Here is a 19,800-nt window from a genome sequence, read left to right as displayed (position 1 = left end):
AGTAGGCACTTGTTTTTCGGAGGGGGTGTAGACGTTGGCAAATCAAAACGCAAAATCATCAATCGATGAATTCAAGCGGTTTATTAAACGGCATCCTAAGCTGATTTCCGCGGTGCGGAAGGAGGAAAAAAGCTGGCAGGAAGTGTATGAGAACTGGGTTTTGCTAGGGGAAAACGACGCGGTTTGGGAGCCGTACAGAGAGGAAAAAGAGATGAAAGAAAAGCCGTCCGACGGGGGCGGGAAAAACGATTTCATTTCGAAAATGGTGACGGCCGTCAAAAGAATGGACGCCGACCAAATGAATGAACAAATCAATAAAGTGAGCCAGTCTATTTCTTCACTGCAAAGCTTGCTCAGTCAGTTTTCCGGAAGCGGCCAAAAAAATGTGAACCATAGCGGGGGACAGCATCCGTTTTCTTTCCGAAAAGATTAACAAAGGAGTTTGTCATGCGTAAAGAAGTGCAGGAATATGTGTTCGCAAGCGAGGAGCGCCGCCGCTTTATCCGTGAGCAGCCGATCTGGTACCGCAGGCTTTCGCGCCGTCCGGATGATTTGTCAGAGTTTCAGCTTGATATGATGAATTTTTACGAAAAAACGATTCCCCACCGTGTAAGCCAGTTTTCAAGCAGCCTACAGATGGCCCAAATGATGATTCAAATGTTTCAGGCCATGCGAACTCAGGACTAATCGGACCCCTGAGTCTTTTTTTGTGATCATAAAACATCCCTCATCAGTCAAGACTAGCCGGTAAGGGAGTTGATCTACATGAAGAAAAGGTGTCTGATTGCCTGCGTTTGCCTGCTTTTGGCCGGCTGCACGACATATAAGCCGAAGCCTAAAGGCATCACACAAGAAGATGCGCTAAAAGCTTTCGATGTATCAAAGGCAATAGACATTTTGAAAAATGCCGTTTTATGATACACTAATATTCGGAGGTGCATGTCAATGTATGCCACAACGGAATCCTTGCGGCTTCAAAACGAAGCGGATGTTTTGGCCAACATGATTCTTCAATCAGAGGCGGCTGAACATTACAGAATGTGCTACAAGCGTCTCCAAGAAGATGAAGAGGCCGGGCGTATCATCGCTTCATTCACAAAAGTAAAAGAACAATACGAGGATGTACAGCGTTTTGGAAAGTATCATCCTGATTATAAAGAGATTTCAAAAAAAATGAGGGATATCAAACGAAAGCTGGACCTTCATGATACGGTCGCCGATTTTAAAAAGGCGGAAACCGAGCTGCAAAGCATACTTGATGAGGTCAGTGTAGAGATCGGCCGGGCGGTGTCAGAACATATCAAAGTACCGACCGGAAATCCTTATTTTGACAATCTTTCATCCTGCAGCGGCGGCTGCGGATCAGGCGGAAGCTGCGGCTGTAAAGTATCCTGACGAGACCCTTTTTAGTCTCGTCCTTTTTCTTAGAACGTGACATAGCGACAGGCAGGTGAAAAATATGGAAGATAGGCGTCAAGGTTTAATCGTCTGGCTCCATTCCTTAAAGCAGGCGAAAATGCTCAGGAAATTCGGGAACGTTCACTACGTCTCAAAACGTTTGAAATATGTAGTTGTTTACTGCAATATGGATGAAGCTGAAAGAATCGCGGCCAAGATTCGCTCGTATTCTTTTGTCAAACAGGTGGATCTGTCCTATAGACCGTTTTTAAAAGTGGAATTTGAATCTAAGCTCGATAAGGCAAAAGAGTACGATTATAAAGCAGGAATCTAATATTTTGTTAAAAAAATCCCCGCAGAAAACCCTGCGGGGTCCTTCTATTCCTTAACGATTTAAGGAGAAGGCAAAGGGAGAGGAGAAACCGGAGGAAGAACTTATGGGGAAACGTAAGTCTTCTCCGCGGTTGGCAACAACATCAATCGATGCTGTTGCTACTAGTATCACCAGGTGTTCAGTCTCCTATACATAAGAAATCACACTTTGGCTGTTTGTGCCAAAAAACACTTTATGATAAGATAGTGATGATTTTTTCGAGTTTTAAGGAAAAAGTGGTGGAAATATGAGAGTGATTTCTGGGACTTATAAAGGGCGTGCATTAAAGGCGGTTCCCGGCACGTCAACAAGGCCGACGACTGACAAAGTGAAAGAATCCATTTTTAATATGGTCGGCCCTTATTTTGACGGCGGAGACGGCCTTGATCTGTATGCAGGAAGCGGCGGATTAGGCATCGAAGCGCTCTCCAGAGGCTTTGACCGGATCGTTTTCGTTGACCGGGATTTTAAAGCGATTCAAACCGTAAAAAACAACCTGCAAACATTGGGGCTCCAAAAGCGCGCAGAGGTCTACAGAAACGACGCTGAACGGGCTTTGCACGCATTGGTGAAAAGGGGCTTGACGTTCGATGCGATTTTTTTGGATCCGCCATATCGGGAGCAAAAACTGGAAGCGCTTCTTTCGATCGTTGACAAAGCCAATATGTTGACTGATAAAGGGTTTATCCTGACGGAGCACGCAAAAGAAGTGGTGCTGCCGGAACAAGTGGGCGAACTCCTGAGAACACGTCAGGAATTGTACGGTGTAACAGGAGTGACGATCTACAGAAAGAGAGGGAATGGGGATGGCTAGCATTGCCGTTTGTCCCGGAAGTTTTGATCCGGTGACCTTTGGACATTTGGATATTATCAGACGCGGAGCGAAAGTGTTTGACCGGGTCTATGTATGCGTTTTAAACAATTCTTCAAAACAGCCGCTGTTTACGGTCGAGGAGCGCTGTGATCTGCTGCGTGAAGTCACGCAGGACATCCCGAATGTCCATGTTGACTCATTTCAGGGGCTTTTGATCGAATATGCGAAAAGCAAGGATGCGAACGTCATCTTGCGGGGGTTGAGAGCTGTCTCCGATTTCGAATATGAGATGCAGGGGACCTCGATGAACAAGGTGCTTGACGAAAATATTGAAACGTTTTTCATGATGACAAACAACCAGTATTCATTTTTGAGTTCAAGCATCGTCAAAGAGGTGGCGAAATACAAAGGATCAGTAGCAGAACTCGTGCCGGAAGCGGTCGAAGCTGCGCTTGAAAAAAAGTTTGCAAAAGAATGAGCGGCCTAAAACGGCTGCTCATTTTTTCGCAGTTGACAAGCGTTTTGTGTAAAGAACGATGTAAAGCAACAGGGTTGCAATCGTAAGAAGCGGGCCCGTTTGGACGATGGCATTCCACGTCTGTGTAAAAAGCGTTTCAGGGTTCCCGTCCCGCAAAAATGAGAAAGCCGGCTGATTCGGGTAATGGAAGGCTGTGTAAAGAGGCTTCCAAAGGATAAGGGCAAAAACGGCAGCATAGATTCCCTGCAGGAGCCGCGCGAAAAAAAACGGTTTGAAACGAATGTCCGTTTCGGCCAAAATGCCGGCGACCTGCGCCTGTACACTAAACCCGCTGAAGCCTAAAATGAAGCTGACAACAACGGCTTTTTGCAGCAGGTCGGCATCTGTTGCGCTGACCAGCTTGCTTCCGAGCGTGATCTCAAACAAGCCTGACAGTAAAGGTTTGTCAAAGCTTGCGGGAAAATGGAGCGCTGTCATGATCGAACGGGTGGCATAAGAAAGAACGTCGGCAATTTTCACGGCGGAAAGAATGTTGTTGAAGACAGAAAAGAGAATGATGAAACCGCCGACCATGAGAAGCGTCTGTACGGAAGAAATAACAGCATCGCTCAATAGTTTTCCAAGCGGTCTTTTTTCTTGAAGCCTTGCCTGGTGAAGGGCTTTGAAGGCTTCTTTCATGGAAGGCAGGGGAAGCTTCTTTTTTCTGGCGTGGAGGATTTCTTCTTTTCTTCCATAGGATCGCATTGTCAGCCCGACAGCCAAATTGCCTAAATAGTGAGCCGCTGCAAGCAAGATGCCAAGCGACGGATTATGAAAAAAGCCGACCGCGACAGCCCCGAAAATAAAGAGCGGGTTCGACGAATTCGTAAATGAAACGAGCCGCTCGGCTTCAACCCGGGAAATCTGCCGTTCCTGTCTGAGCCTTGAGGTGAGCTTTGCGCCTGCAGGGTTTCCGGAAGCCATGCCCATCGCGAGAACGAATCCGCCGACGCCGGGAACCCGGAAGACGGGTCTCATAAAAGGCTCGAGGAGGAGTCCGACAAACTTGACGATCCCGAACCCGATCAAGAGCTCTGATAAAATGAAAAAGGGCAATAAGGAAGGGAAAACGACTTCCCACCACATGGCAAGCCCGCTTTTTGAAGCATTAAGCGATTCCTGCGGGTGGGTGATGACGGCAGCGGTAAACATAAGCAGCACACCGGCAAAAAGTATAGTCTTTATCTTTGACATGTCCATTTCTATCCCTCCTTACGGCTAACTACACACCTAAAAGAACCGGATCATGGTAAAATAAACGGGAGCGAAGAATCCTCCCAAGAAACTTCTTTATCATTATACGAGGCTTGGTCTACATTTTAGACCATCAGATTCTCTCCCGTTTTTTGACAAAAAGCTGAACGTCTTGACCATACTAAACCAGAAAAGCCCTTCTCTTGAAATGAAGTCAATAGAAGGTATTCGGACATTCAAGCAGGCGGGCGCGATCCCGGTCAGCTGTCAGCACGTTAATTTAAAGATGGAGGGTTACATATTCATGTTAAAAAGAAGATTTATCCGTATCGCATTATTGATCATGATCATCGGGGCCGCCCTGACATTTGTCAAGCTGCCGTATTACATTACAGAGCCCGGCGAAGCGACGGAGCTCAATCCGTTAATCAAGGTGGACGGCGGGTATTCCGAAAAAGGCAGCTTTTCTTTGATGACCGTAAAAGTAGGGCCCGCAAATCCGATTACATACCTATGGGCAAAGGTGCGCCCTTATCATGAAATTCTTCCTGAAGACAATTTTAAACAAAAGGGCGAATCTGATGAGGAATATATGAAAAGACAGCTGCAGATGATGAGGGATTCCCAGGAGAATGCGATGATCGCCGCCTATAAGCGGGCGGGGAAAAGCGTCAGCTACACATCGGACGGCGTTTATGCCATGGCTGTTGTTGACGGCATGCCTGCCAAAGGAAAGATAAAGGTCGGAGACAAAATCAAAAAAGTTGACGGAAAAACGTTTCAGTCGGCGGAGCGCTTTGTCCGCTATATCGAAACGAAAAAAGCCGGGGACACAGTCAAAGTCGTCATTGAACGGGATAACAAAGACGCGACATACGACATGAAGCTGAAAACGTTCAAGGATGATCCGAACAGAGCGGGACTGGGCGTTTCCCTCATAACGGACCGGAAAGTGAAAGTAAAACCGGCTGTTAAGATGGATATCGAAAACATCGGCGGACCGTCAGCAGGGCTTATGATGTCCATGGAAATCTACAATCAGCTCACAAAACAAGATGAAACAAAGGGTCATCACATTGCCGGAACGGGAACGATCGACGATGAAGGCAAAGTCGGACCGATCGGAGGAATCAGCCAAAAAATCGTTGCCGCAGACCGGGCGGGAGCCGATATCTTTTTTGCGCCGAATGAAGGAGGCAGAAAAGGGTCAAACTATGAGGAAGCGGTCAAAACGGCGAAAGATATTAACAGCGACATGAAAATCGTCCCCGTGGATACGATGGATGACGCGATCGAATATTTGAACAAAAAAGTAAAAAGCGCCTGAATGAATGACAGGCGTTTTTTTATGTTCGCAAAAATGTCCGGTTTTCTTCATCATATATGACTGGTGACAGCGAATACTCCTGCCCGGTCAGCATCGTTTGTGCGGGCTCCTTCAGCGGTGCGCTGTAAACCCGTCCGGCTTTGATGTCCAGGTCGAGGGACGGGTGGGAAAAGGCTCCGATTTTGGTGATGAGCGGAACGCGCAGCTCCTTTTTCTTTTTCGAAAGATACGCCTGCCCTTTTTTTGTCATTCCGAGAAGCCTGATGTAGGAAGGGCGATTTTCGGCAAGGATGGAGCGGATATCGGCTTTTTTTGCCCTCGTTAAAATGTGTGTGTTCATTCGCTGCAGCCTCGTCCATGTGTACCGTTTCGTTTTTAGCTGCTCCATGTACTCCGAATAAGAACGGGCAGTGCGGATTGCTTTCGCAATGCGGTGCTCAAGGCCTTCTTCAACCTCATAAATCCCCTCCAGCTCTTTTGTATCCATCGTATGGATGCTGTATTTCAAAAACGGAAAGTAATCTTCCGGCGAGTGCCAAAGGCCGAAGGTTCCGGCGTATTCCTTGAGCTCCTCGGCCGATGCTTCAGGGAGAAAGGAGCTGCTGTCTGAAAGGCTCATCGTTTCCAGGATCGATTTGCGGATTGATGTCGCGCTTGCGATTTGGCTTGGTCCTTCGGGGAGATCGATATCATGATAGTCGGACGAAAGGCGCGTTAAGGTTGCAGGTTTCATCCCGATATCATCCTGAAGGATCGCTTTGACATAGTGAAATCCGAGAATATTGTTCGGTTTTGACAAGTCGAGCGCGCGCCTTCCGTCTGACACGTTATGAAACGCTTTTGCCATCGCAGCGGGATAGCTCATTCCTGTTGATATGTGCCGCTTCACTTCTTCGTCGAGCTCATCTTTATGCTTAATCGTATATGTTGCTGTGTCAAGAAACGAATCAATATCGCCGTTTTCGCTTCCGAAAAACAGGGAAGTGCACTTCAGTTCGCCAAGGATCGAAACGGCGCCTTCGGCAAACGTTTCGGCCTTTTGGACGGCGAAAGCGTACGGAAGCTCAACGACGATATCAGCATGGGACCTGAGCGCCATCTTCGTCCTCGCCCACTTGGAGACGATGGCGGGTTCGCCCCGCTGCAAAAAGAAGCCGCTCATCACCGCGATCGCAACATCGCTGTGAGTCTGTGCCTTTGCCTCTTTTATATGGTATAAGTGACCGTTGTGAAAAGGGTTATATTCGACGACAACGCCGACCGCTTTCATTTTTCCACCTCTCTTGCATCTCTTGAAATAGTTGTGATACATTTACACAAGGAATGTACAGATGCCCGCTGTCAGCGGTGTTTTTTCTAAGTGTATGAATTGTTGTTCACGATGTCAACGAATGACTGAAGCGGGCCTGTGATCTGTAAAGAAAAAATATTGACAAAAAACATGATGAAAGCTATAATCATGTTTGTTGCTCTCTTAGAGGTGATACAATGAAATGGACGATACATCAGCTGAATCAAATGCCGAAGACGGGCTTTGAATTTGATGAAACAGTTGATCTGAGCGAACTCTCTCAACACTCGGATATACGCAGCATTTCACCGGTGCGGGTGAAAGGAAATGCGGAGATCGGATCAAAGCAGGCTGCATTTGATTTTACCATTTCGGGCGAGATGATCTTGCCTTGCTCCAGAACGCTTGTTGATGTTCGTTATCCATTCAGTATTTCAACAAAAGAACTGTTTATATTTCATAAGACCGACGAAATGGAGGATGAAGACGTCCACATCGTTGAGGATGATCTGATCGATTTGACGCCGGTCGTAAAAGAAGAAATCCTTCTTGAGATCCCTATGCAAATCTTTTGTGAATCTGTTCAAAACGAAGAAGGTGCTCCACAGGAAGGCAAGGATTGGAAAGTCATTACAGAAGATGACCGGAAAAATCAAATCGATCCCAGACTTGCCGGTCTTGGGAAGCTCTTAAAACAAGAAGATGAATCTTAACGCTCTTTAAGGAGGTGGGAATAATGGCTGTACCTTTTAGAAGAACTTCTAAAATGAAAAAAAGACTTCGTCGTACTCACTTTAAATTGCAAGTGCCTGGTATGGTAGAATGCCCAAACTGCGGTGAGATGAAACTTTCACACCGCGTCTGCAAAGCATGTGGATCATACAAAGGAAAAGACGTAAAAAGCAACTAATCCATAAGAAACGAAAACACAAGACTTCCTGTCTTGTGTTTTTTTGCGCGAAATCCCCTTCTAAAAAGAAAATAGTCTATCTACTCTATTAGCCGCATATGTATGAATTAAATTCATAAAGTCATGGAGGGGGATAACTTTTGACGGTTACAAGACAGGATGCATGGACGCAGGATGAAGATATATTGCTGGCTGAGGTCGTATTGCGGCACATCAGGGAAGGCGGCACACAGCTGTCGGCATTTGAGGAAGTCGGCAAAGCGCTGAGCAGGACGGCTGCTGCCTGCGGCTTCCGCTGGAATTCCTTTGTCAGAAAGCAATACCAGTCGGGCATCGAGCTGGCAAAAAAACAGCGCAAAGAATTGCGGAAAAAAATAGGGGTCCACTCGGCCAACATGCCGAATACGGTAAAAAGCATTTCCGGAGGCGCGGCGGACGGCCTGACGATTGACGACGTCATCCGCTTTTTGGAAAAATTGAAACATGCACCCGGCCACAAAGATGCGAGCGATGAAAAAGAGCGGCTTATCGAAGAAGTCAACGCCTTGAAGGAAGAGGTTGAAAAACTCAAGAGTGAAAACGAATCGCTGAAGAAACAGCTTGAACTGACAGAGGAGGATTATAAAGCGCTGATCGAAATCATGGAGCGGGCCAGAAAAATGGTGGTTCTTCAGGAGGACGAACGGAACAAAAAAGCCAAAATTCAAATGGAACCGAACGGGAGTTTCGAAAAAATGGAAAAGTAGAGAACCGGCCATTGTTTTCGGCCGGTTTTTTGCTTAAGCGGATTCAGAGCTTTGTTTAGTTTCGCTGTCAGGATGCCAAACCAGCGGATTTTCCCCTTTGTCGCGGGCCATGTCGTATTTGACTGATTGGAAGCCCATTTTGTTCCAGAAGTCTGAAGATTTCACGCGCGGACTTGTGCGAATCGGGAGCCCGAACGATTTAGCGAATTCCACCAGCATTGTCCCGTACCCGTTGCGCTGATAGCCCGGCAATACTTCGAGCTTCCACAGCTCAAGGTAATCTTCTCCTTCATCGAAATATTGATTGTATTTCCCATCCACTTTATACAGGCTCATCCTTGCCACGAGCCGATCCCCGTAATAGATGCCGTAAAACGGCGAGTCGCTGTCGTTTTCGATCATATTGCTTTCAAGGTCCTCCAGCATGGAAAGCTCTTGAATCCCGTATTCCCGGAATTTTTTAAATTCCTCAAGCGTTTTATAATTGATCCGCAAACGTTCGACTTTGACCATTTTGTTACCCCCTTGTTTGTGGTCTATCTATATTGTAATCGCTTTATTGGAAAAATCCAAATGATAATAAATTTTCTAAATAAACGCGCAAAACGATTTTCTGAAAATTTGAAACGCCCATGAAGTCAACCGTTTAAATTTTTGCTATGATATACAGTATATAAAAAACGGGCAGGATGTGAGAGTTTGAAAATCGGAGTAATTGGAGGAGGATCGGTCGGGCTCCTTTTTGCGTATTATTTTTCGTTCCGCCATGAAGTGACGGTGATCACAAGAAGGCGGGAACAGGCGGACGCGATCCGGCAAAACGGCATCCGCCTTATAGCGGACGGAAAAGAGGGGACCGCCAAAACGGAAGCAACCGTAAAACCTGATGCGGCATACGACCTTCTGTTTGTCGCGGTAAAGGCGCATCAGCTCGAATCCGTTTTGCCGCAATTGGATAAGGCGGCTCCCCGGAATATCATGTTTTTGCAAAACGGTATGGGCCACATTCCCGAACTTGAGAAATGGGATGCCGGACACCGCGTTTTTGTCGGGGCCGTGGAGCACGGAGCCGTTAAAGAAAATGACTATACGGTCCGCCATACCGGAAAAGGGGCCGTCAAATGGAGCGCGTTTACAGGGAATTCGGCTCCGGAGGCGCTTATTAAAGAGCTGGCATCCGTTCATGAAGCGTTTCCTTTCTTGTGGCAGGAAGACTGGTACGACATGCTTGCCGGCAAATTGATCGTCAACGCGTGCATCAATCCGATGACTGCACTTTTGCGGGTGAAAAACGGCAAGCTCGTCGAAGAGCAGGCATATTTTTCATATATGAAGCTCGTTTTTGAAGAAGCGAGCCGGATTTTAGCTATTGAAGATCCGGAAGCGTCTTGGGAAAACGTTCTGTCGGTTTGCCGAAACACAAAACGGAACACGTCTTCGATGCTTGCGGATGTCGCGGCAGGAAGGAAAACGGAAGCTGATGCGATTATGGGCTATTTGCTGAAACGGGCGAAGGAAGCTGGGGAATCCGCTCCCCATCTCGCCTTTTTATACGACAGCATCAAGGCGCTGGAAAAGGGATGAAGCTAAATCTTTTGACCAAAACGCCGAACGTGCTATACTCTTTTCGGAAAGCTAACTATTTACTGGAGAAAGGAAGTTCGAAAGATGCAGCTTACTGAACTTTCCATAAAAAGTCAAAACCCGTTTGTACGAGACTATCTAGATGGAAAAGAGGAGACAACTCCATTTTTTGATTACGGTTTAAACAGAGAAGATTGGGAAGTCCGGTTGTGCGATCTTTCCTCAAGGACATATGACCGCAGCGCCTTAGCCGATTATCTGCTCAGCTACCACAGCAAATTCCGGTCAAAAAAGATGAATGAGGCAATCGAGCGGCTGCGCGACCACGCGAGCGTCGCAGTCGTCGGGGGACAGCAGGCCGGTCTTTTGACAGGGCCCCTATACACCATACATAAAATCGTATCGATCCTAGTGTTTGCACAAGAGAAAGAACAAGAGCTGAACGTTCCGGTCGTTCCTGTTTTTTGGGTGGCGGGGGAAGACCACGACTTGGACGAAATCAATCATCTGTATGTATCAGACGGCGGACATGTGAAAAAGCACAAGCTCGCTCAAGCTCATTGGAAGAAAAGCCAGGCCGCAAAAACGGCGCTTGATTCCGATAAAGCCGAGCAATGGCTGAACAGGGTGTTCGCTTCCTTTGAAGAAACCGAGTACACGAACGGACTTCTCTCAAAGCTGAAGCGATGTTTGCGGCAATCTTCTTCCTTTGCCGAGTTTTTTGAATATATCATCGCCGATCTGTTCGAGAATGACGGACTCGTCTTGCTGAATTCGGGCGATCCTGGACTAAGGTCTCTTGAGGTTCGTTTTTTTCAGGAATTGCTTGAGAAAAACGATGAACTCGCCCAAGCCGTGAAACAACAGCAGGCGCACATGGAGGAACTGGGCTATTCCCCGATCATCGAAGGGGCGGCTGAGCATGCGAACCTTTTTTACGAACACGATGGAGAGCGGTTTTTGATCGAAAAAAAGGACGGCGCTTTTTTCGTAAAAGAGCTTGAACTCGAGTGGACGCAGGCAGAGCTTCATCAGCTGATGGGCGAACAACCTGAAGCTTTCAGCAACAATGTTGTCACAAGACCGTTAATGCAGGAATTTCTCCTTCCGACTCTGGCATTTATCGCAGGGCCGGGCGAAATCAATTACTGGGGAGAGCTGAAAAGCGCTTTTCAAGTGATGGGCTTTAAAATGCCGCCTGTTGTGCCGAGGCTGAACATCACGTTTTTGGAACGGCATATCGAAAAAAAGCTGGCTGAGCGGGACATTGACATCAAGGAAGCGCTGGAACAGGGATCTGCCGCCAAAAAAGAGCAGTTTTTCGAAAGCAGGGTGCCAAGCGGGTTTACTGACGCCGTCAAACGGGCGAAAGAAGAAATCGAAAGCATTCATTCCGGCATCCGGAAAGAAGCGCTCGACATTGACCGCAGCCTTGAGCCTCTTCTTGAGAAAAACGCCGGCTTTATTCAGGATCAGCTATCATTCGTCGAAAGAGCGGTCATCAGAAGGATTGAAGAAAGGGAAAACAACATTCTGCGCGATTTTGACAAAATTCAAACGAGCATCAGGCCGTTGGGTGCTCCGCAAGAGAGAATTTGGAATATCATGTATTATTTGAACAAATACGGTCCTGATTTCTTGGAAAACTACAAAAAATTGCCATATTCTTTTCAGAATATGCACCAAGTTGTCAAACTTTGAAATAATTTTTTAAAAAACCTTGACTAGTTCAGGGTTTTTTTTTGTTCTAAAACAGTGTAAAATGAATTTGTGGAGGGAAGTGGTGGATAGTGGTGAGTTGAGGAACGAAAATGGGGGCCGAGATCATGTTTATGGGTGAATATCAGCATACGATAGATGCAAAAGGCCGCATGATCGTTCCGGCAAAGTTCAGAGAAGGCCTCGGCGAGCAGTTTGTACTGACGAGAGGGCTTGATCAGTGCCTGTTTGGCTATCCCATGTCCGAATGGAAACTCATCGAAGAAAAATTGAAGGCTCTTCCTCTCACGAAGAAAGATGCACGCGCGTTTACCCGCTTTTTTTTCTCCGGCGCCACGGAATGCGAGCTTGACAAGCAGGGCAGAATTAACATTGCCTCTCCGCTGTTAAGCTACGCGAAGCTTGAAAAGGAATGCGTGGTCATCGGGGTTTCAAATCGAATTGAATTGTGGAGCAGAGAGATTTGGGAACAATACGTAGAAGAGCAGGAAGATTCATTTGCCGAAATTGCTGAAAACATGATCGGCTTTGATATATAATGAATCTTTGCGAGATAAAAGCAACGCTCACAGCCAGTTCATTTGAAAAAAAGGTGGGACAAGTTAGAAATGTTTCAGCATACAACAGTACTATTAAAGGAAACAGTTGACGGTTTAAACGTAAAAGAGGACGGTACATATGTAGACTGCACGTTAGGCGGTGCAGGACACAGCGCATATTTGCTTTCCAAACTGTCAAAAGACGGCAGATTAATCGCTTTTGATCAGGATGATACAGCGCTCCGCCATGCGCAGGAAAAACTGGCGGATGATGAAGGGAAAGTGACTTTCATAAAAAGTAATTTTCGGTATTTAAAAGACCGTCTAAACGAAATCGGCATCACAAAGGTGGACGGTGTTTTATTTGATTTGGGCGTCTCATCTCCTCAGCTGGACACGCCTGAAAGGGGATTCAGCTATCATCATGATGCCCCGCTCGATATGCGTATGGATCAATCCGCAAGCCTTTCGGCGAAAGAAGTCGTCAATGAGTGGCGCTACGAGGATCTGGTCAGAATTTTCTTCAAATACGGCGAAGAAAAGTTCAGCAAACAGATTGCCAGAAAAATCGAAGAGGCAAGAGACAAATCGCCTATTCAAACGACAGGTCAGCTTGTCGATATCATTAAGGAAGCAATTCCGGCACCCGCAAGACGCAGCGGCGGCCATCCCGCCAAGCGGATTTTCCAGGCGATCCGGATTGCGGTAAACGATGAGCTGAAGGTATTTGAAGAAGCGCTTATACAGGCGGTTGACATTCTCAAACCGGGAGGAAGGGTGTCTGTCATCACATTCCACTCGCTGGAGGACCGGATCTGCAAAACGACGTTTAAAGAAATGTCTTCACTGCCTGAACTGCCTCACGGATTGCCGGTGATTCCAGAGGAGTTTGAACCGAAATTAAAATTAGTCAATAAAAAGCCGATCACTCCATCGAAAGAGGAGCTTGAAAACAATAACCGCGCCCGTTCAGCGAAGCTGCGCATCGCGGAAAAAGCACGAGAATGAGCGATGAATAAAAAGGAGGTCATCAGTCTATGAGCAATTTAGCTTATCAAGCGGAAAAACAGCAAAGACAGACACAGCAAAGCCCTGAAAAATCCGTTGTCATCCGGAGAAGGGCATCGATTACATTGGGGGAAAAGGTGCTGATCGTCCTGTTCGCCCTGGCTGTTCTCGGCGGTTCGCTCTTTATGATTTCAAGAGCGTTCGCTGCGTATCAGACGAATATCGAAATCCAAAAACTCGAAAAAAAGGTTGAAACGGAAGGCAATAGAGTTGATGACCTCAAAAAGACGGCAGATGAGCTGAAGGAACCTGAACGGATCATGAAAATCGCACGGAAAAAAGGCCTTCATTTAACAGACAAAAAAGTGAAAAACATACAGGAATGATGCAAAATGCCGAAAAAGAATAAATTTATGAACAGAGGAGCGGCAATACTCAGTATTTGTTTTGCCCTCTTTTTCTTTGTCATTTTAGGAAGATTCGCCTTTATTCAAGCGACAGGCAAAGTCAACGGGGAAGTTCTTGCCGTCAAGGCGAAAGAAAAGTATGAAAAAAAACGGATGATCGAAGCGCATAGAGGATCGATCCTTGACCAAAACGGAAAAGTGCTGGCAGAGGACACCTCGACCTATAAGGTGATCGCGATTTTGGATAAAAAGATGACAGTGGATATAAAACACCCTCAACATGTCGTCAACAAGGAAGAAACGGCGAAAAAGCTCGCGCCGATCCTAGGAATGGATGAAGGGAAAATACTCGACATCCTCAATAAAAAAGGGTTCCAGGTCGAATTCGGCGCAGCTGGCCGCGACATTTCGTACAGCCAAAAAGAAAAAATCGAAAAGCTCAACCTCCCGGGCATCGCCTTTATCCGCGATACAAAACGATATTATCCGAACGGAATTTTCGCTTCCAACCTGATCGGCTACTCTCAGGTGAATGAAAAAACGGGCGAAATGAAAGGCATGATGGGCCTCGAAAAAACGCTGAACGACTATTTGAAGGACACGGACGGCTATGTCACATATGACACGGACAGGTCTGGATGGCGCCTGCCGAACAGCGGCGAAAAAGTGACAGCGCCTAATAACGGAGACAACGTGTACTTGACGGTCGACCAGAAGATTCAAGCCTTTTTGGAAGACAGCATGACGACGGTTCAGAAGGAGTATCAGCCTAAGAAAATCATGGCGGCGGTCGTCGACCCGAAAACGGGCAAGGTGCTTGCGATGGGGCAAAGGCCGAGCTTTGACCCGAACAAGCGGGATGTCACCAACTATTACAACGACCTGATCTCCTACAGCTTTGAGCCGGGATCGACGATGAAGATGTTCACCCTGGCGGCCGCGATCGAAGAAGGCGTCTATAACGGAGGGGACTGGTACAAGTCGGGCAGCTATTCGGTCTCCAAAAAGGATAAGCCGATTAAAGACCACAACAACGGCAACGGCTGGGGAACGATCACGTTTAATGAAGGTGTTGAACGCTCTTCAAACGTCGCCTTTGCGATCCTTGCCAACGAAAAGCTCGGAACCGACCGTTTCAACCAGTATTTAAGGAAGTTTCATTTTTATGATAAAACAGGCATCGATTTGCCTGGAGAAGCGTCCAGCAAAATCAACTTTGAATATTTGCGGGATAAAGTATCAACTGCTTTTGGTCAAAGTTCAGCGGTAACGCCGATTCAGCAGCTCCAGGCTGCGACAGCGATCGCCAACAACGGAAAGATGATGAAGCCGTATGTGATCGATCATATCGTTGATCCGGATGACAAGAAAACGGTTCTGCAAAATAAACCGAAGCAGGTCGGCCAGCCGATTTCCGCAAAAACGGCGAAAGAAGTGCGCGATCTTCTCGGTAAAGTCGTCACCTCCAAAAAAGGAACGGGGCAGCCGTATCAGATCGAAGGGTTTGACGTCGCCGGAAAAACCGGAACGGCGCAGATCGCAGGCCCTGACGGCAAATATTTAACCGGAAAGGACAACTACGTGTTCTCCTTCATGGGAATGGCGCCGAAGGACGATCCGAAACTGTTGATCTATGTCGCGGTCCAGCAGCCGAAGCTGAAAAATACCGAAACGGGATCAGCACCTGTTGCAAAGATTTTCAATCCGGTTATGAAAAACAGTCTTCACTACTTAAATATCACGCCGTCGAGCAGCAAGAAGGACGGCGAAAAAGACCAGGACAAGGAAATATCGATGCCTGAGCTGACAGGCAAACGAACAGAGTCTGCGGTAAAAGAGGCGAAAGAGGAAGGCCTTGATCCGGTTGTGATCGGCGACGGAACGGCCGTGAAAGAACAGTACCCGAAAGCAGGCGAAGAAGTGCTCCCGAATGAACGGGTATTCTTAAGAGCAGACGGGAAGATCACCATGCCTGACATGACGGGCTGGTCAAAACGCGACGTCCTCCGCTTCGCTTCGGTTTCGGGGATTCACTTCGAAACGAGCGGACAGGGGTATGTGACAGGTCAAAGCGTGAAAAAAGGCAAGACATTAAAAACGAAAACAGTCATAAAAGTGACTTTAAAAAACTCTTAAAGCAAATCTAAAAGGCTGTCGGCTAAGGTCGATAGCCTTCTATATTGCAAGAGGCGGCACCTGGCCTGAAAATAGAGAAAACGAGGCCGTTCTATCAAAACGCTCCAAGGCATAAAATGAAACAAGCCTAAATAAGGAGTGAACGGTCTCTTGCGCGTTTCTAATGTGACTGTCAGAAAACGTTTAATCTTTGTTCTGATTTTTGGCGTGATCATCTTTTTGATTATCGATACAAGGCTTGGATATGTTCAATTTGTGCTGGGAGATAAGCTGACGTCTTTGGCAAAGGATTCGTGGAGCCGGAATCTCCCCTTTGAACCGGAACGCGGGGAAATTCTTGACCGGAACGGGGTCAAGCTTGCGACAAATCAAAGCGCGCCGTCTGTTTTGGTCGTCCCGAAGCAGGTCGACAACCCCATCAGAACGAGCAAACTGCTGGCCAATGTATTGAATATGTCAGAGGAAAAAGCGTACAAACACGTGACGAAAAAAACTTCCATTGAAAGGATCAATCCGGAAGGGCGGAAAATATCCCACGAAAAAGCAAAAGAAGTCAGGGATTTGAATTTAAAAGGCGTTTATATCGCAGAAGACAGCATCCGTCATTACCCGTTCGGCAGCTATCTGTCCCATGTCCTCGGTTTTGCGGGGATCGACAACCAGGGGCTGCTTGGACTTGAAGCGTTTTACGATGACGATCTGAAGGGCGAAAAAGGCTATGTGAAGTTTTATTCTGATGCAAAGGGAAAAAGAATGCCGGGCGAAGCTGATGACTATACGCCGCCAAAAGACGGTCTCGATATGAAGCTGACGATCGATTCGCGGGTGCAGACGATCATGGAGCGCGAGTTTGACATCGCTGAAGCCAAATACAACCCGGACGGGATGGTCGGCGTGGCGATGAATCCGAAAAACGGCGAGATTTTGGCGATGGTGAGCAGGCCGGATTTTGATCCGGCAAACTATAAATCTGTCGATCCGAAAATCTATAACCGGAATTTGCCGGTATGGAGCACATACGAACCGGGGTCGACATTCAAGATCATTACGCTTGCGGCAGCCCTTGAAGAACAAAAGGTCAATCTGCAGAAAGATCATTTCTATGATAAGGGATCTGTTGAAGTCGACGGGGCGAGGCTGAAATGCTGGAAGCGGGGCGGGCACGGATCGCAGTCGTTTCTCGAAGTCGTCCAAAATTCGTGCAACCCGGGCTTTGTCGAGCTGGGCCAGCGGCTCGGCAAGGAAAAACTGTTCAGCTACATTAAAGATTTCGGCTTTGGCAAAAAAACCGGGATCGACCTTCAGGGGGAAGGTACAGGCATTTTGTTCCCGCTTGACCGCGTCGGCCCCGTCGAACAGGCGACAACAGCCTTCGGGCAGGGTGTATCAGTGACGCCGATTCAGCAGGTGGCAGCCGTATCAGCGGCGGTCAACGGAGGAACACTGTATACGCCGTACATCGCGAAAGAATGGATCGATCCAGTCACAAAACAAACCGTCAAAAAACAGACGCCGATGCCGAAAAAGAAGGTCATCTCTGAAGAAACGTCCAAACAAATCCGCTATGCGCTCGAGAGCGTCGTCGCCCAAGGGACGGGGCGGAATGCGTTTGTCGACGGCTACCGCGTCGGCGGCAAAACGGGTACCGCGCAAAAAGTAAAAGACGGAAAATACTTGAAAAACAACCATATCGTTTCATTTATCGGCGCTGCGCCTTCTGACGATCCGAGCATCGTCGTCTACGTTGCCGTCGATAATCCGAAAGGAACGATTCAATTCGGGGGTACCGTCGCGGCTCCGATCGTCGGCAATATTATGAGAGACAGCCTTCCGCAGCTCGGCATTGAAAAGCGGAAAGACCAAATCGAACGCAAGTACCAGTGGCTGGACAAAAAACTTGTGGAAGTCCCGAACCTTATAGGGCTGTCTGTGACAGAGCTTGAACCGCTGCTTATCAATCTCAACCTGAAAGCGTCGGGGAAAGGGGACGTCGTCGTTCAGCAATCCCCGAAACCGGGCGAGAAGGTAAAAGAGGGTTCGACCATCCGCATATATCTTGACGACCAAGATTGATATAACGATAGACAAAAACGGCAGCCGGCTTTCTCAGCGGTTGCCCGTTTTTCAAAAAATGCATAGATTTTAAAGGATTAGCTGGATGTCTCCTCTTTTTTGCGCTAAAATATGAACTGTATGTCTGGCGCACCTTAAGTGGGCGCAAACCGTAAAAAAACGGGACAGCGAATGAGATCCAATAGAACGCGAGAGGTTTGATACAATGAAATTAACGAAGCTTCTTACATACTTAAAAAACGAACCTTCCTATAAAGGACAAGAAGACCCTGACATTACTTCGATCGAAATGGATTCAAGGGAAGTCAAGACAGGAAGTCTTTTTGTTTGTATAAAAGGATATACAGTCGACGGGCACGATTACGCCCGGCAGGCGGCTGAAAAAGGAGCGGTGGCGATCGTGGCCGAAAGGCAGGTCGATGCCGATGTTCCCGTGATTATCGTCCGCCGTTCGAAAAGGGCGCTTGCCGTGCTTTCCGATGCCTTCTACGGCCAGCCGACCAAGCGGCTCAGACTCGTCGGCATCACCGGCACGAACGGGAAGACGTCGACGTCCCACATGGCTGAAGAAATCTTCAGGAAAGCGGGCTGCAAGACGGGTCTGATCGGCACGATGTACACGAAGATCAACGATGAGACATTCGATGTGAAAAATACGACGCCTGAAAGCGTAACTCTCCAAAAAACGTTCAAAAAAATGGTTGACCGCGAAGTGGATACAGCCATTATGGAAGTTTCTTCACACGCTCTTCATATGGGCCGGGTGCACGGCTGTGATTACGATATCGCCGCTTTTACCAACCTGACGCAGGATCACCTCGATTATCATCAGACAATGGACGAATACAAGCATGCGAAAAGCCTTCTTTTTTCACAGCTCGGCGGTTCTTTTAACCACGAACATCCGAAGTGGGCCGTTTTAAATGCAGATGATCCTGCTTCAGAATACTTTGCCCAGGTCACGTCAGCCCATCTTCTGACTTACGGAATCTCCAATCGTGCCGATATCATGGCAGACAATATCGAGATGGCCCCGAAAGGGACAACCTTTGATCTCGTGACGCCGAAAGGGACGGAACGGGTGACGATCCCGCTCGTCGGCCGGTTTAACGTGTATAACGTGCTGACGGCGGCAGCGATCGGCTTTGCCGCGGATATTCCGTTTTCCGTGATTGTCGAAGCGATTAAGGGTTTGAAGGGCGTGAGAGGAAGATTTGAACTCGTTGATGCCGGACAGGACTTTCCGGTGATCGTCGACTACGCCCATACGCCGGACAGCCTTGAAAACGTCCTGAACACGTGCAGGGGCCTGACGGAAGGGAAGCTGTTTGTCGTCGTCGGCTGCGGGGGCGACCGCGATAAGACAAAGCGCCCGAAAATGGCGAAAATCGCGGCTGAATTGGCGGATGAGCCGGTCTTTACAGCCGATAACCCGAGAAGCGAGGATCCGCTCGCGATTTTGCGAGACATGGAAGAAGGGGTCAAAGGCGCTTATTATCACAGCATCGTCAACCGCGAGCAGGCGATCTTTTTCGCAATCGCAAACGCCAAAAAAGGCGACGTAGTCCTCATCGCCGGCAAAGGCCATGAAACCTATCAGCAAATCGGCGGCGAGACCTTCGACTTTGACGATGCCGAAGTGGCGAAACGAGCTGTTCTTGAGCTGAAATAAAACGAAAAAGATCTAGAGGAAAGAGTTGTTAAAGTGATGGATGCGTTCAAAATAAATCAACATATGAAAAAAAACGGTGAATATGATAAATG

General features: G+C 47.6%; 22 protein-coding genes. 19 read left to right on the top strand and 3 right to left on the bottom strand.

The annotated features are described in order from the left end of the window. The first annotated feature begins 34 nt into the window (after positions 1-34). The 7 genes from ylbD (at position 35) to coaD (ending at position 3,063) form a co-directional block, all read left to right on the top strand. A complete protein-coding gene (ylbD, locus tag NSQ39_RS11485; RefSeq protein WP_175076854.1) occupies positions 35-433 on the top strand; it encodes a YlbD family protein in 399 nt (132 codons plus the stop codon). Between the two features lie 14 nt (positions 434-447). Then, entirely contained in the window at positions 448-687 is a 240-nt protein-coding gene (locus tag NSQ39_RS11480; protein ID WP_046130751.1) for a YlbE-like family protein, read from the top strand. Positions 688-765: 78 nt separating this feature from the next. Then, positions 766-918, top strand: coding sequence for a hypothetical protein (locus NSQ39_RS11475; RefSeq protein WP_175076853.1), 153 nt, complete (start codon positions 766-768; stop codon positions 916-918). Positions 919-945: 27 nt separating this feature from the next. Continuing rightward, positions 946-1,395, top strand: a complete 450-nt coding sequence (locus NSQ39_RS11470; protein ID WP_046130750.1) for a YlbF family regulator — start codon at positions 946-948, stop codon at positions 1,393-1,395. Positions 1,396-1,459: 64 nt separating this feature from the next. Then, positions 1,460-1,732 carry a YlbG family protein gene (locus NSQ39_RS11465; RefSeq protein ID WP_046130749.1) on the top strand — a complete coding sequence of 91 codons (273 nt, stop codon included), beginning with the start codon at positions 1,460-1,462 and terminating at the stop codon, positions 1,730-1,732. A gap of 286 nt (positions 1,733-2,018) precedes the next feature. After that, the gene (gene rsmD, locus NSQ39_RS11460) at positions 2,019-2,585 is read left to right on the top strand and encodes a 16S rRNA (guanine(966)-N(2))-methyltransferase RsmD (RefSeq protein ID WP_046130748.1); all 567 of its coding nucleotides are present in this window, start codon (positions 2,019-2,021) and stop codon (positions 2,583-2,585) included. After that, a complete protein-coding gene (gene coaD, locus NSQ39_RS11455; RefSeq protein ID WP_046130747.1) occupies positions 2,578-3,063 on the top strand; it encodes a pantetheine-phosphate adenylyltransferase in 486 nt (161 codons plus the stop codon). The genes rsmD and coaD overlap by 8 nt, the downstream gene beginning before the upstream one ends. Before the next feature lie 18 nt (positions 3,064-3,081). Here coaD and ylbJ read toward each other — a convergent pair whose 3' ends face one another. Then, positions 3,082-4,302: a sporulation integral membrane protein YlbJ gene (ylbJ, locus tag NSQ39_RS11450; RefSeq protein ID WP_175076852.1), complete on the bottom strand. Its 1,221-nt coding sequence runs from the start codon at positions 4,300-4,302 to the stop codon at positions 3,082-3,084. Between the two features lie 298 nt (positions 4,303-4,600). Here ylbJ and NSQ39_RS11445 point away from each other — a divergent pair, with 298 nt between their 5' ends. Continuing rightward, on the top strand, positions 4,601-5,623 hold the full coding sequence (locus NSQ39_RS11445) for a SepM family pheromone-processing serine protease (protein ID WP_046130745.1): 1,023 nt from the start codon (positions 4,601-4,603) through the stop codon (positions 5,621-5,623). A gap of 19 nt (positions 5,624-5,642) precedes the next feature. On the opposite strand, the gene NSQ39_RS11440 is transcribed toward NSQ39_RS11445, so the two are convergent. Further along, the gene (locus NSQ39_RS11440; protein ID WP_175076851.1) at positions 5,643-6,893 is read right to left on the bottom strand and encodes a nucleotidyltransferase; all 1,251 of its coding nucleotides are present in this window, start codon (positions 6,891-6,893) and stop codon (positions 5,643-5,645) included. Positions 6,894-7,111: 218 nt separating this feature from the next. Here NSQ39_RS11440 and NSQ39_RS11435 point away from each other — a divergent pair, with 218 nt between their 5' ends. The 3 genes from NSQ39_RS11435 (at position 7,112) to gerR (ending at position 8,570) form a co-directional block, all read left to right on the top strand. After that, positions 7,112-7,627 (top strand): YceD family protein, encoded by a 516-nt coding sequence (locus NSQ39_RS11435; protein WP_046130743.1) that lies wholly within the window; start codon positions 7,112-7,114, stop codon positions 7,625-7,627. Positions 7,628-7,650: 23 nt separating this feature from the next. After that, positions 7,651-7,824, top strand: a complete 174-nt coding sequence (rpmF, locus tag NSQ39_RS11430; protein WP_046130742.1) for a 50S ribosomal protein L32 — start codon at positions 7,651-7,653, stop codon at positions 7,822-7,824. A 140-nt stretch (positions 7,825-7,964) separates the two neighbouring features. Then, positions 7,965-8,570: a sporulation-specific transcriptional regulator GerR gene (gerR, locus tag NSQ39_RS11425; protein ID WP_046130741.1), complete on the top strand. Its 606-nt coding sequence runs from the start codon at positions 7,965-7,967 to the stop codon at positions 8,568-8,570. Positions 8,571-8,603: 33 nt separating this feature from the next. Here gerR and NSQ39_RS11420 read toward each other — a convergent pair whose 3' ends face one another. Continuing rightward, positions 8,604-9,083: an N-acetyltransferase gene (locus NSQ39_RS11420; RefSeq protein ID WP_175076850.1), complete on the bottom strand. Its 480-nt coding sequence runs from the start codon at positions 9,081-9,083 to the stop codon at positions 8,604-8,606. A gap of 186 nt (positions 9,084-9,269) precedes the next feature. On the opposite strand from NSQ39_RS11420, the gene NSQ39_RS11415 reads away from it, so the two are divergent. The 8 genes from NSQ39_RS11415 (at position 9,270) to NSQ39_RS11380 (ending at position 19,708) form a co-directional block, all read left to right on the top strand. After that, positions 9,270-10,154: a 2-dehydropantoate 2-reductase gene (locus NSQ39_RS11415; protein ID WP_175076849.1), complete on the top strand. Its 885-nt coding sequence runs from the start codon at positions 9,270-9,272 to the stop codon at positions 10,152-10,154. Positions 10,155-10,238: 84 nt separating this feature from the next. Next, entirely contained in the window at positions 10,239-11,855 is a 1,617-nt protein-coding gene (gene bshC, locus NSQ39_RS11410) for a bacillithiol biosynthesis cysteine-adding enzyme BshC (protein ID WP_175076848.1), read from the top strand. Between the two features lie 125 nt (positions 11,856-11,980). Continuing rightward, positions 11,981-12,412, top strand: a complete 432-nt coding sequence (gene mraZ, locus NSQ39_RS11405) for a division/cell wall cluster transcriptional repressor MraZ (protein WP_046130737.1) — start codon at positions 11,981-11,983, stop codon at positions 12,410-12,412. A gap of 69 nt (positions 12,413-12,481) precedes the next feature. Beyond that, complete coding sequence (gene rsmH, locus NSQ39_RS11400; protein ID WP_175076847.1) at positions 12,482-13,420, top strand: 16S rRNA (cytosine(1402)-N(4))-methyltransferase RsmH; 939 nt, start codon at positions 12,482-12,484, stop codon at positions 13,418-13,420. Positions 13,421-13,449: 29 nt separating this feature from the next. Continuing rightward, the gene (ftsL, locus tag NSQ39_RS11395) at positions 13,450-13,806 is read left to right on the top strand and encodes a cell division protein FtsL (RefSeq protein ID WP_175076846.1); all 357 of its coding nucleotides are present in this window, start codon (positions 13,450-13,452) and stop codon (positions 13,804-13,806) included. Positions 13,807-13,812: 6 nt separating this feature from the next. Next, positions 13,813-15,963 (top strand): penicillin-binding protein, encoded by a 2,151-nt coding sequence (locus tag NSQ39_RS11390; protein WP_175076845.1) that lies wholly within the window; start codon positions 13,813-13,815, stop codon positions 15,961-15,963. A gap of 150 nt (positions 15,964-16,113) precedes the next feature. Continuing rightward, a complete protein-coding gene (locus NSQ39_RS11385) occupies positions 16,114-18,036 on the top strand; it encodes a stage V sporulation protein D (protein WP_175076844.1) in 1,923 nt (640 codons plus the stop codon). Between the two features lie 205 nt (positions 18,037-18,241). Next, on the top strand, positions 18,242-19,708 hold the full coding sequence (locus NSQ39_RS11380; protein ID WP_175076843.1) for a UDP-N-acetylmuramoyl-L-alanyl-D-glutamate--2,6-diaminopimelate ligase: 1,467 nt from the start codon (positions 18,242-18,244) through the stop codon (positions 19,706-19,708). Positions 19,709-19,800: the final 92 nt, after the last annotated feature.

Source organism: Bacillus sp. FSL W8-0848 (assembly GCF_038007805.1).
In the GTDB taxonomy this organism is placed as follows: Bacteria; Bacillota; Bacilli; order Bacillales; family Bacillaceae; genus Bacillus; species Bacillus glycinifermentans.
This window is presented reverse-complemented; position numbering and strand designations above follow the sequence as displayed.